This window comes from Treponema sp. UBA3813 (genome assembly GCA_002368605.1).
GTDB lineage: Bacteria > Spirochaetota > Spirochaetia > Treponematales > Treponemataceae > Treponema_D.
In genome coordinates this window covers 68,281-80,976 of the sequence record DFEB01000031.1, presented here as the reverse complement: position 1 = coordinate 80,976, position 12,696 = coordinate 68,281, and the positions used below count along the sequence as shown (strand labels likewise).

Below are 12,696 nucleotides of genomic sequence, written 5' to 3'. Positions count from 1 at the left end.
ATCAAAACAGTTTTAAATAATTTCCCCTCTAAAAGTGTTGCCTTGCAATGAAATAATTTTAACTTTTACGAAAGTTCCGATCAGTTTTTTGTCGGCCTTGAAGGCAACACGCTCGTTCTGTTCGGTTTTGCCCAAAAGCTCCGATTCGTCGTGGCGGGAAACGATGTCGCAGAGGACTTCGATTGTCTCGCCGATTCGCTTTGACATGACCTCGGTGGTGTGCTTTGACTGCAAATCGATGACTTTCTGAAGCCGGGCCTTTTTTTCTTCCACGGGAATCTGATTCTCGAACTTGGCGGCCGGAGTTCCTTCACGGGGATTATAGAAATACATGAAGCTGGACTCGAATTTGACTTCTTCCATGAGGGAGAGGATGTCCATGAACTGCTCCTCGCTTTCGCCGGGGAAGCCCACCATTAAATCAGTGATAAGCTGAACGCCGGGCAGGGCCGAGCGCAATTTTTTTGCGAGAGTGATGAATTCTTCCCTTGTATTCTTGCGGTTCATGCGTTTTAGGATTTCGTTGTTTCCGTGCTGGGCTGCGATGTGGAAGCCACGGCAGACATGGGGATTATTCTTGATGACTTCGATTAATTCGTCAGAGAAATCGTTGGGATTTGACGACTCGAACCGCACCCACTTAATAGAAGATTTTGTCTCGTCGATGTGGCGGCAGATTTTTTCAAGAAGCTGGGGAAATGTGGTTCCGTCCTCGCCCTTGTAGGCGTTTACATTCTGCCCCAAAAGTGTGATTTCCTTGACATTTGCCTTGGTGAGGAAGTCGATTTCAGCCAAAATTTGGTCTACGCGGCGGCTGACTTCGCGGCCACGGACATAAGGCACGATACAGTAAGTGCAGAAATTGTTGCAGCCGTGCATGATTGGCACGAAAGTTGAGAAAGCTCCCTGCTCGTAAGAGTACTGGGCAAAAGTGTAGGTCTCTTCGTCCTTGATTTTGAAAGGCTTGTTGCCGTTTTCCACGGCCTGAATGATTTCGCCGAATTTGTATTTTCCGAAAGTGCCCACCACATAATCAACGACAGGGTATTGTTTTTTGAGGTCGTCCAGAAGCCGCTGTGCCATGCAGCCCATGACCACCAGAGTGAGGGGGACGGCTCCGTTTTCTTTGTAGAATTCGGCGGCATATTTCATGTCTTCGAGACGGATTTTTGAATTCATGTCGCCCATGCGAATTTTTTTGACACCCTCAAAATAGCCCAAGCGTCCCAAAATACGCTGCTCGGCACTTCCACGGACTGAGCATGTATTGATTATAACGAGATTTGCTTCTTCGGGATGCTCGGCTTTTTCCCATGAGCGGGAAATCAAAAGCTGCTCGACGCTGGCCGATTCTGCGATGTTCATCTCACAGCCATAAGTTTCAAAGAAATATTTCATATAGACTCCAATGCACTAGGGGCTGAAGGGGCGTTAGTTGCGCAGCAAAGCGAAGCAATGAAGCGGCAGCGGAACCCCGAAAGACCCGACCCGCGATAGCGGGAAGTGCCCGAATTTTATTTTATATTTATCTTATCTTCGTAATTGATTAAGAATTCCCGGATAGGATCGTACCAATTCGGAGTTTTTGCTCCGTCAGTAAGATATTGCTCAAAAGTCGCGCGGATATGCTCTCGAACCTGAAATGCTTCTTCTGCCGAAAAACCTTCGGGATTTGCAAAAAGCTGGCCGATAAATTTGCGGGCATCATCGGCGGAAATCCATTCCTGAAAATTGGCGACCACGAGGTAAAGAGCTGCTGGAATACAGTTGACCGAGTGCTGCTTTACATACAAGACCGTCTCGGTGATTTCAAGTGCTCCCTTGTAAAGCTCTTCGCTCCAGTTACGCTTTTCGACTTCTGTAAAATCTTCCTTGTCGAAAATATGGCGGTAAAAGCCGAAAGCAAGGAAAACCGTGGCCACATGCAGGCTGGGAACGCATAGGAAGTGGGGATCCAAAGCGTGAATCTGGCGGAATTCCCGCATCTCCTTGTATTTTGGGCGGTCAGTTGTGGTCAGCCGGAAGTGGTAAATCTTACCGCAGCACTGGTAGAGCTTACGGAAGCGGAGCATCCACATTTTTGTGAGGCGGCTCGCGTGCCAGAATCCGAATTTTTTGACCAGCATGGCGAGCGGCCGTACCCAGAGATTTATGAAATCAAGGTAAACAGAAACTTTTTCCGGCGTAAAGGGAATTTTTTTGTCCAGCGGATGATCAACAGAAATAACTGGAATATGCAGGATGTGGAATTTCTCAAAGTATTGGAGGAAGAAAAATTCCTTGAGAATCGTGGCAAAGCACTTGAAATTCGTGATAAAACTAGGCGGCCCGAAAAGAACGCCCGCATAAGCGACGAGAGGATTGAATGATTTTAATGGCTTGTTGTCGTAGATTCTTGGTTTCATGTATTCCATTTGCCCGAAGTTGATTCGGGAAGGTTTAGAATATCAGAAATACGAGAAAAATTCTACTTGTCAGTTTTTTTTTGTAAGAGGAAGGGCAGGGAGCGTGGTTCAATTTTGTCAGTTCAAATTACAATTCCCTGATGATAGAGCGGAATGTATTTGGATTCCTTGTAATGCTCGTAGCCCCAATCGCTGTGCCAGTGCCCGAAGAACCATTTTTTATATGAAATGAGAGAATCGATTTTGTCGTTGAAAACTGCATTAGAATCGCGATGGAGCTGCTTTTGGTTTTCTTCATTGCAGAAGTAATCATCCGTAAGGGTGATGCCGACTGACGGGCCTGTATGAGACAGAACATAGTCAAAACTGTTGTTTTCTTTTATTTTTGCTAAGCAGGTTTCTTTTTCTTCTTCACTCCATTCTTCCTGTTCCCACCAGGATTCGTGAGCCTTGCGCCAGGCTTTGTCGTCACTCATGGCTCCGCCCAGAACAAGGAATCGTTTATCTTCTATTATATAGACTTCGCCTCGTTTGAGATAAAAGACATTATCGCTGACTTTCAGAACCTTAGCCCCAAATATTTCTACTTCCGGCAATTTTTCGATGATGTCATAATTATCATGGTTGCCCATTACGGCCAGAATCTTAAAAGGCTTCTGCTTGTACCATTTGAGAAGATAGCGGTCTGTATGGTCAGTCGGATGGATTCCCGCTTCATCGATTGAACAGTCAGAACTCCATGGAAGCCCGAAATCACCAAGGACGATTGCAGCTGTAATCGCATGAAAATCAGTGTTTTGTTCCATGCAACAGAGCTTTATGTTCTTTGTGGAGAGATTCGACATGTCTTCGGTGTTATGAGTATCGCCGGTTATGTAAATCATTCGGCCCTCCTACAAACAAAATCCCATGCATCTTGAGCCGTCAGGATTGTCAATTTTTTCACACTTACACATATCGTGAATGTCCGTGATTGCTGGGCGTTCGCCTGTAATCACTTCGTTCATTGCAATTTTGCGAACTATATTGTCTATCTGACCGTAATCTGCACAATAAATTTCACCACGAGTCTAGGGGTGTACTGCGAGTTCTTCTTTTAGGGCAAGGACTTGTTCAAGTGGCAGGGAACAACACTGTGCTATTTGTTCGGAAGTTCCAAGATTCATGCTGAGCAAATTCTTCACGTTCGCCACCGCATTCTGCTGCGCACCTTCTTTAATTCCCTCAGCCCGGCCCCGCTCGTATCCCAGCTCCATGCAGGACTGGTCGTGAAGCTCCTGGTCGAATTCCGTAAGCAAGCTGTTCGTTATGTGCATTTTCTGCTCCTCAAAGAAGCCTTCCAGAAAATTCTCCCGGATGGCGTAGTTTACGGCCTCGTTGATGGATTCGGGTGGCTCCATGCCGCTTTTCTGGTTCTCCCTGACCCGCGCAACGAACTCTGTATAATAATACAACGACTGGCACTTTTTTTGAAGAGTCTCATTGGCTCCCCGGTTGATGTTTATCACGGTAGCTGTCCTTGTAGCTCTTGTTGGTGGCGGCACCGGGAAGAGCGCCCATCTCAAGGTGGGTCACGGGATTGTCTTGGGTAAGGTTTTCATTCGGCATAGAATCTCCTTTTTCGTGAAAAGATATTTATGCCTATATATAGCGAAAAAAAATCGATTTTCGGCAACAATGAAGGAAAATTTTTGAAAAAAAGGAAAAAAAATATTAGTCCTAATGTCGAGTTTAAAGCGTGTTACCTGCTTTCGCTTTTACTGCCGCTTCAACAAGGATTGGGCTAAATCTTAGCAAGAATTGTTTCGAATTCTGATTTCAATACATCCTTCAACTGAATTTTTCCTTTTGACGAATCCCGAATGAACAAATCTGCTGGATTGACTTTGAGTGCTTCAGCGATTTTTGTCATCATGTCAAAAGAGGGTTTTGCTTTTCCTGCTTCAATGCCACCGATTGTTCCAGTTCCGCAGTCACACAAAATTGAAAGCTGCGTTTGAGAGATACTCATTTTTTCACGGTAATACTTCATATTCATCCGAAAATCATCTAAATAATTGTACATTCACTCAATTTAATCGAGAAAAAAAACTTAAAACCGACTTGACTTCGAGAAAAATCGTACTATACTTGAATATATCGAGAATCTGAAAGTAAATTTCAATATTTTCGAGAAACCTCAAATTGAGGTAAAGAATTTTATCAAAGGAGGATTTCGTTATGAAATCAATGAAAAACATTAAGAAGCCGGAGTATGCTGTGAACTTAGGAAAGGGTGTGTTTGCGGGAACAAATTACCAGTGTGTGAAGTGTGGATATGTTGCTAGGAATTATGGAGACCATGCACCTATTCTATCAGGATGTAAGGTGACTGGTGGTAATCATATCTTTGTAGCTATGTAATCACACTATACAATATAGCGGACAATTCATTACTGGGCTGTCCGCCTAAATATGTTTTTATGAGAAAGAAAAATGATTATGAACTGCTTTGAAACAATCATAAATTTTCTAAAATCTTTGTTTTCTGCTGGAGCAAAGATTTTTATCGGAAAGGGCAATATAGATAACTCTGTGAACATAAATGGCGATAATAATCAGGTTAATAAAGGAACACAGGTTTCTGTTGAAGATGAAACTGTAATATTTACAGACTTATAAAATTAGAGGAAGCAAAATGGAAATTTTAACATAGAATGCAATAAAAAATGATTGTAGAGCAAATCATAGAAAAATATAGACCAGAATACTTTGATGATAAATTAAAGAAATAAAACTTTAGTGAAGACTAACTGGAAGGAGTAAACAACATGAATTTTTTTGAAAGACTTTGTATGTGGATACGACGAATTCTTTTCACACTGGGAATGCCTCTCATCATTTTATGTGGTATTGTGATGTTCTGCGGTGAAGATCTACAAAAAACGGCTCCAGTCATTGTTTTAAACATTTTGCTCATATTGCTCACACTATGGAATTTGGTGTTTTATTTTCTCTCCCATTGTGAAACAAGGGCACTTTTAACGCTAGGCCTTATTATTCAAATAATAATTGCGATTTCGCTGATTGTCTTTGGTGCGAATATTCATGCAATGAGCAGTTTTCTGAGTGTATTTGCCTTCTTGATGTACTTCGGCTCCAATGGAATAAAATACTTGGTATACAGTGTTAAATCAAAACTTTTTATGCTTGTAGTTCCTGTAGCTGTTTTGTGTGCAATTGCGGTCTGCATTTATGAGCTTTTCTTCTCTAAATGACTGACCATCACATCCACATCGGACAGTTCAACGAAATCTACTACGATGCCATTGAACTGTTCGATTTAATTGAGTCTACGCAGAATCTAACGCATATAACTGAAATACGATATTCATCGACATCAAGTTGCCGTGATGATGCGGAACTTTCCCTTGTAGAAGAAGAAATCGCCTACGCACAATCCTTTGAATCAAAAAATCTTATCATAAGGCCGTACCTGTGGTTCATTCCTAAATATGCAGAACAAGGAATCAGTATAAAAAGTGCAACAAAATCTTTTGACTATTGCGGAATAAAATTACATCCTGCCGGGCAAAATTGGGATGAAGAAAATCCTGTGCATTTTAAGGCTCTTCATCAGATTTTTAGCTGGGCAGATGACAACAAAAAGTCGGTACTGATTCATTGCGGAACACAAAAATGTGACCTGCCGACGCGATTCGAGCCCTTTTTTGCTGAATACAGACATGCTCGTGTGATTTTGGCTCATTCAAATCCTGTCGGACAAACAGTTGAAATGCTTAATAAATACAAAAATGTTTTTTCCGATACGGCTTGTCTCGAAAAGAAAAAACTGCAAAAACTTCGCGCGCTCACAAATGACATGTCAAAAATACTTTTCGGGTCTGATTTTCCTGTCTCTCATTATTTTGCGACTCTCCTTTTTGGGGAAAGACTTTCACTTAAAGACGAATACTTGAAAAACTGTAAGTTCTAATTTTTAATTAAACTCTGTGCTTCTAATCCAAAGGAAGCTCTTATGGTTAACGGGAATACAAGGAGGTCGCCCTATGACATTCACCGACCCTAATTTTATCATCAAAACATTCACTAGCAAAAAAACTGGCTCCAAAAAGCATGTGCTCCGTCGTTACAAGGGAAATGAGCCTGTTGTCACGATTCCAGATGGCGTAAATAAAATCGCGGATTTTACTTTTGCTGACGATATTGAACCGAACACGACGATTGAGAAGATTATCATTCCCGATTCAGTGACGGAGATAACGGCTAATGCCTTTTCATACTGCAAGGCACTCAAAGATATTAAGTTCCCCAATAAACTTAAAGAATTCGTCATTGACTTTAAGCACTGTCCAGCTATTGAAGAAATCGTTGTTCCAGAAAGCGTAACAGACATCTCTGCGTGTTGTTTTACGACAAAGTGCAAATCAATTCGTGTGGGTGGAAATATTACTTTTGTAAATCTGACATTTTTCGGCAAAAACAAAAAGGTGATGACTTTAAAACCGAAATTTCTTGCCGATGTTTTGCTTTCAAATCCTGCGTATACAGTTATTGACGGTTTTGTTGTAAATAAAATACATCAGGTTTCTCTTTTTCGCTTACATTTTGACAAAGCGGAATTACGGCTGCCGGAAGAAATTAAGGTAATCGGAACAAATACATTTTATGAGTTTTACAGGCAAACTTCACTTTCTAGCGATATGGTATCTCTGGAAAAAGTCATAATTCCTGCAAGTGTCCGAAAAATTAATCACCTTGCATTTATGAATTGTGATTCACTCAAAGAAGTTATCTATGAAGGATTTTCTGAAGACCTCGAAGTCAGTAAATGGGCTTTCTACATGTGCGCGGGATTCCATCATGACGGACGCGAAATTGTCTGCAAGGACAGCCCTAAGCAAACGACGAGAAAAGGAAAAACATCAAGCTGGGATATGGTACGGAGAATGATAATAATTGATGAAATGATTCGAACGAAATCATTCCCGAAACTGACAGATTTTCTGGATGTATGCATGAAAAATGTTACTTCGGCAAGTATTCCTTCTCTTAATCGCGATATAAGTATGATGAGACTCGATTTATGCGCTCCGATTGAGTATGACACAGTAGAAAAAGGATACTACTATTCAAGCCCATTCACGCTGGACTTTAGGCGATTGCGATTGTGGTAGTCCGGCCTGTGGCATCCTTTTTCATGCGATTTTCCCTTAATCATCCGGCATGACGGGATTCTTCGGGAAGTAGCGTTTTTTGTGCTTTATGGTGCAATTGAAACTTTCAAACTCATCAAAGAAAATACCCTCGTCTTTGTAGTCGTGCCGGAAATAATTTGCCGTCAAATCCATTCGGATAGCGGTAAGGCAGGGGCAGTAAAAAGTAAAATTCTCCGCAAAATCATGAAAATCAGAGAGCAGCGACCACGGATGCGGGTACAAGTATCTTATTTTTGAAAAATGTACCCCGTCCGAATTTATGCACTTGTCATCCTTATAAATTATTTCCTGAAAAATCAGCTCCATTACGCAGGTCATGTCATGCCAAGGCTTTCCGTCCTCGTAATCGTAGCAGAGAATTGTGTGCAGTTTTTCAAGCATATCGAAAGTGATTATTGTTTGCGTCTCACCATCAAGAGGCTGCCCTGAGATTTTGATGCCGCAGGTGTTTTTTTCTTCAGTTTCATCCATAACATATCGTCGTTTTCTCATGCTAATTCTCCTTTAAAAATTAATCTCGTATCTGGTATAAAATCCTTCTTCTTCCATGCGGACCAAATCCTCAAGGCTGAATGTTGAGCCATCGATGAAGACCCTGTGCATAAAATAGTTGAAGCGGATTTTTTTCTGATCTTCATTGAAATGGTCTGCATACACCTCAAAGTTCCAGTTCAAATCTTCGTTTTTGTTGACATTGCCCATCTCAACTTCTGGAATATTTTCGTTAATCCCCAGATATGTGCCAAAGTCCAGCGTATACTGACACAAGAGTTTCTGCATTTCGATGCTTGCAATATCAGTCGGCTTCTTGCCTTGATAGCAGATTTCTGCCTCAATGCCGTAAGGTTCAAAGAAGGAATCGGTCTTAGAAAGTTCACGAAAAACACTCGCCAGTCGTTTTAAGTTTTCTTTCGCCTGATAGAATTTTTTCCAGACGATTGCATTGATGGCTAAAATTTTCTTGATGTTCTCCTCCGACCATTCAAATTTGCTGTCAAGGGCATTCTTTCTGTCCTCCAAAATTGATGGAAAAGGACTTTCATCGAACAGACGATGGTCGTAAATTTGTTGAACCTTAAAGTCTTTCAGTTCTACCGTGTCACAGTTTATTTCTACGATGACCCATGGGAAAAAGTCATCCGCGCTGCACTCCAAGAGGTCGGAAAAACTTGCTTTTGAAATATACTCATAAAAATAGATAAGAAAACTGCAAAGCTTTACCTTATTTTCTTCTGGAAGATTAAAGTTATAGGGCGTATCGATTGCATCCGACAATAATATCTTTGAGAATGTCATAAAATCGCCTGTGTTTGAATCAAAAATCAGCGACCAATACCGAGAATTTGCTTCTTCTGAGATATAGCGCCATTTTTCCAAGTCCTCAGAAGCGGAAAATTTAGATTTGCCAAAATCCTCCTCGTCCAGCTCTGCTTTCCAAAACTCGATGACTCCGATAACTTTGAAGCCATGCAGAAAATAAAAGCCTTCGCTTTCAAGCCGCGTAAGCAAATCTGAGACCTTTTTCATTTGCGAGATAAGTTCTTCCTGCTTTTTTAAGAGCCCGCTGTTCAAGGCACGGAGTTTTTCAATTTGTCCTTGTGTCCACTTGAATTCCCTATCGAGATTTTTCCGTCGCATTTCATATTTTTCTTCTTGTTCAAGATCCTTAAGAATAGGCATGTGCTCCTCCTGAAAACATGTGTCAAATCATGTATTTATGAGAATATTATAACATGGGGAGTCTATCATTTTGTGATAAGGTGAAAAGAATGAAGCGGGGCAGTCAGCGGACACTTCCTTTGCAATCGCTCGTCTTGTCATCTCCAATTTTCTTTGTTAGACTCTCTCTAAAATGTCAAAAAATTCTTGTCACTACTAAGGCGAATTCGTACTCACTAAATCCGGAAACATTGATTTTGGCGAAATTCCAGAGGACATTGCAAAATCAATCAAAAGACAAGCTGGAAAAATCCGTCTTAGAATAGGCAAGCAAGACGAGTCGTCTAAAGAGAATTACGGTGAAGCTCATATAGAACGCACGGCAAGGCTAAAAGATTTGCAGGCGGCAGGTTTTAATAATGCCCGAAATTTTGTTGAATATGTTTGTTCTGATTATGATGCCATTTACCCAAATAGAAGCGGTCTGATTGTATTTAGAAGGGGTCCCCGATTTAATACGGCTTATGTTCAGCTTGTACCGTCTATTGATGGCGATTTTTATGATGTAAAGACTGTGGTTTCTTCAAGCAGAAATGTTGTAAAAAACAAAACGCCACTATGGAAAAAAGCCCAATAATGGCGTTTGAAATATCGGTGCAGGAAAGGGCGCATGCCAATCGACTCCAATCGGAATCCCCCTTGCGCAGTCTGGCGGGCTACCCGACATTTTTACTATAACATATAATCCTAATTTGTCAATCTATTTCCCAAACACTTCCTTAGCTATGGCGACCGACACCATGGCATCCTTGGCATAATAATCTGCCCCGATCTGGCTTGCGTAATCCGCCGTGAGGACAGCTCCGCCCACCATGATTTTGCAGGATTTTCCGGCTTTGCCCAGCTCTTGGTGCAAAAGTTTGATTGTGTCTTCCATGTTGGCCACAGTCGTTGTCATCAGGGCGCTTAGTCCCACAAGCTGAATGTCTTTTTTCAGCACGGTTTCCACGACCTTTTCTGCCGGAACATTTTTTCCCAAGTCGATGACCGTGTAGCCGTAATTTTCCAGCATGGCCTTGACGATGTTTTTCCCGATGTCGTGGATGTCGCCGAAAACCGTGCAGATTACGATGCTTCCCTTTGACTCCTGGGCGTTTCCGCTCTCTTCCAGAAAGGCCTTGATTACCGCGAAACTTGCGCTTACCGTGTCCGCCGAGAGCAAAAGCTGGGGAAGGAATTTCTTTCCGATTTCAAAGTCTTTTCCCACGATGTCCAATGCCGGCACGATGCAGCGGTCGATAATCTGAACCGGCTCTTTTCCCTCGTCCAGAAGTTTTTTTGTGGCCTCTGACGACAAATCCTTGAATCCCTTGCAGATTATATTTATGAGCGAGTTTTCCGAGTCAGTCAGGTTTTCAGGTAATTTGGGCGTTCCTCGACCTCCGTGTCGTGACGACAACCCAGGGGTTGTCGCGGAGTTTTCTGGCTTCTCAGAGAACGCGACATCCTTGTCGCGCTGTAGTGAATGATTTTCGGTCTTTACGGCGTTCCCCTTTGCCGCAGCCGCTTGTTCCGCCGTAAGTCCGTAAACCGGGGCTGGGGTGTCGTTGTATTTTTCGATGTAGTCAAGGCAGTTTTCGTCAAATCCTGCCAGAGCCCGGTAGCCGTAGTAAGTTTCCATCATTGGCTGCATCAGCGGATTGATGATGCAGGCTGAAAGGCCAGCGTACAAAGCCATGGCGAAAAATCTTGAGTTTATGATGTCGCGCCGCGGGATTCCGAACGAGATGTTTGAAACACCAAGCACGAACTGTAATCCCTGCTCTCCGTATTTTTCTTTGAGAATCTGAATTGCCCGCACGGTCTCCAGAGCCTCTTTCTGCTGGCTTGAAACCGTGAGGGTAAGGGTGTCAATCACGATGTCACGAACTGGAATTCCGTATTTTGCCGCCTCCGCGATGATTTTTTCGGCAACGGCGACCCGGCCTTCCGCAGTGGGTGCGATTCCCGCCTCATCGATACAAAGGGCGACCACCGCTCCGCCGTATTTTTTCACCAGAGGCAGGACTTTATCCATCACATCCTGACGGCCGTTGGTCGAGTTAATCAGGGCTTTTCCGTTGTAGTAGCGCAGGGCTTTTTCCAAAACCGGTCCTTCGCTGGAATCAATCTGAAGCGGCGTGTTAAAGGCTCCCTGAATTGTCTTTACCGCGTCCACCATAGTCTGAGCCTCATCGATTCCCGGCAATCCCACATTCACATCAAGAATCTGTGCGCCCGCGTTAATCTGGCTTTCCGCCTCACCCAGCACGAAATTCATATTGTGGGCAAGGAGTGCTTCTTTTACCTTTTTCTTTCCTGTGGGGTTGATTCGCTCACCGATAATCTGAGGCCCCGCATTTCCGCCAATCTGCACGCTGGAATTGTAAGAGCAGATAAAACAGGCATTCTCAAACTCGCAAGGCTTTCTCTTTTGGGGCGGCATGGCCTCAATCACGCGAACCATCTCTGCGATATGCTCAGGGGTCGTTCCGCAGCAGCCGCCAAAGACAGAAACTCCCAGCTCCCGGTATTTTTTGTGATGAGAGGCAAATTCTTCCGGGCCTACGAGATAAACCGCCTTGCCCTTAATCACCGTGGGTAAGCCCGCATTCGGCTCGGCGCAAACAGGCAGGTGAGCGTAGCGCATGAACTCAGCAACGATTTTGTCATCTTCGCTCAAAGAACCGCCGCAGTTCATGCCGATTAAATCCACTCCCAAAGACTCAAGATAGACCACCACCGTGCGGATGTCAGCGCCGGTCAAAGTTCGCAAATTTGGCTGGAAAGTCATGCTGGCAAAAATCGGAAGATTGGTGTTTTCTTTTGTGGCAAGAACCGCAGCCTTAACTTCCCGCAAATCCGCCATAGTCTCGATAATGGCAAGCTCCGCCCCCGCATTTTCTGCAATCAGGGCCGCTTCTTTATAAGTCTCGTAGGCCTGGTCAAAAGTCAGGTCGCCCATTGGCTCCAAAAGCCGGCCAATCTGGCTGGTGTCCCAGGAAATGTAGTGGGGACGGGTGTTTCCAGCCGCCTCCGCCTCCTGCAAGCATTTTTTCTGCAGGGCAATTTCCGCCTCAATGTATTCTTTGCAAGTGTATTTTGCCGAAATCAGCTTTAAAGGAAGAGCGCCGAAAGTGTTTGCCGTAAGAACATTCGCCCCCGCTTCAAGATAGGCTTTGTGAATGTCCTCGATAATCTCAGGCTTTTCGATGGAAAGGTCTTCGGGAATGTCGTAGTCAGTATAGCCCGTCTTCTGAATCATGGTGCCGATTCCGCCGTCAAAAAAAACTGGCAGACCTGCCTCAAGTTGAGATTTTAAAAATTCACGGAAATTTGGTTTCGGAGCGTTCTTGTTCATAGAAACTTATTTT

13 protein-coding genes are annotated in these 12,696 nt (G+C 43.4%); 5 read left to right on the top strand and 8 right to left on the bottom strand.

Features of this window, described 5'->3' with window-relative positions; all coding sequences use genetic code 11:
* Positions 1-12: 12 nt before the first annotated feature.
* The 5 genes from miaB to B2089_RS05080 form a co-directional block, all read right to left on the bottom strand.
* Positions 13-1,398 carry a tRNA (N6-isopentenyl adenosine(37)-C2)-methylthiotransferase MiaB gene (gene miaB / locus B2089_RS05100; RefSeq protein WP_296321288.1) on the bottom strand — a complete coding sequence of 462 codons (1,386 nt, stop codon included), beginning with the start codon at positions 1,396-1,398 and terminating at the stop codon, positions 13-15.
* A gap of 116 nt (positions 1,399-1,514) precedes the next feature.
* On the bottom strand, positions 1,515-2,414 hold the full coding sequence (locus tag B2089_RS05095) for a hypothetical protein (RefSeq protein ID WP_296686227.1): 900 nt from the start codon (positions 2,412-2,414) through the stop codon (positions 1,515-1,517).
* 113 nt (positions 2,415-2,527) lie between these two features.
* Positions 2,528-3,289: a metallophosphoesterase gene (locus B2089_RS05090; RefSeq protein ID WP_296321283.1), complete on the bottom strand. Its 762-nt coding sequence runs from the start codon at positions 3,287-3,289 to the stop codon at positions 2,528-2,530.
* Between the two features lie 186 nt (positions 3,290-3,475).
* Positions 3,476-3,913, bottom strand: coding sequence for a hypothetical protein (locus B2089_RS05085; RefSeq protein WP_296321280.1), 438 nt, complete (start codon positions 3,911-3,913; stop codon positions 3,476-3,478).
* A gap of 275 nt (positions 3,914-4,188) precedes the next feature.
* Positions 4,189-4,443: a helix-turn-helix domain-containing protein gene (locus B2089_RS05080; RefSeq protein ID WP_296686222.1), complete on the bottom strand. Its 255-nt coding sequence runs from the start codon at positions 4,441-4,443 to the stop codon at positions 4,189-4,191.
* A 182-nt stretch (positions 4,444-4,625) separates the two neighbouring features.
* Between B2089_RS05080 and B2089_RS05075 the strand changes: the two genes are divergently transcribed.
* The 5 genes from B2089_RS05075 to B2089_RS05055 all read left to right on the top strand — a co-directional run bounded on the left by B2089_RS05075 (position 4,626) and on the right by B2089_RS05055 (position 7,582).
* Positions 4,626-4,808 (top strand): hypothetical protein, encoded by a 183-nt coding sequence (locus tag B2089_RS05075; RefSeq protein ID WP_296321272.1) that lies wholly within the window; start codon positions 4,626-4,628, stop codon positions 4,806-4,808.
* A gap of 72 nt (positions 4,809-4,880) precedes the next feature.
* Positions 4,881-5,066 (top strand): hypothetical protein, encoded by a 186-nt coding sequence (locus tag B2089_RS05070; protein WP_296321270.1) that lies wholly within the window; start codon positions 4,881-4,883, stop codon positions 5,064-5,066.
* A gap of 149 nt (positions 5,067-5,215) precedes the next feature.
* Complete coding sequence (locus B2089_RS05065; protein WP_296321268.1) at positions 5,216-5,662, top strand: hypothetical protein; 447 nt, start codon at positions 5,216-5,218, stop codon at positions 5,660-5,662.
* Complete coding sequence (locus B2089_RS05060; RefSeq protein ID WP_296321264.1) at positions 5,659-6,381, top strand: amidohydrolase family protein; 723 nt, start codon at positions 5,659-5,661, stop codon at positions 6,379-6,381. Before B2089_RS05065 ends, B2089_RS05060 begins: the two co-directional genes overlap by 4 nt.
* Positions 6,382-6,454: 73 nt before the next feature.
* The gene (locus tag B2089_RS05055; RefSeq protein ID WP_296321262.1) at positions 6,455-7,582 is read left to right on the top strand and encodes a leucine-rich repeat domain-containing protein; all 1,128 of its coding nucleotides are present in this window, start codon (positions 6,455-6,457) and stop codon (positions 7,580-7,582) included.
* A 36-nt stretch (positions 7,583-7,618) separates the two neighbouring features.
* Here B2089_RS05055 and B2089_RS05050 read toward each other — a convergent pair whose 3' ends face one another.
* From B2089_RS05050 to B2089_RS05040, 3 genes are all read right to left on the bottom strand, one after another.
* Positions 7,619-8,116 carry a hypothetical protein gene (locus tag B2089_RS05050; protein ID WP_296321260.1) on the bottom strand — a complete coding sequence of 166 codons (498 nt, stop codon included), beginning with the start codon at positions 8,114-8,116 and terminating at the stop codon, positions 7,619-7,621.
* Positions 8,117-8,128: 12 nt separating this feature from the next.
* Entirely contained in the window at positions 8,129-9,304 is a 1,176-nt protein-coding gene (locus B2089_RS05045) for a hypothetical protein (protein WP_296321258.1), read from the bottom strand.
* 739 nt (positions 9,305-10,043) lie between these two features.
* Positions 10,044-12,683, bottom strand: coding sequence for a homocysteine S-methyltransferase family protein (locus tag B2089_RS05040; protein ID WP_296321256.1), 2,640 nt, complete (start codon positions 12,681-12,683; stop codon positions 10,044-10,046).
* Positions 12,684-12,696: the final 13 nt, after the last annotated feature.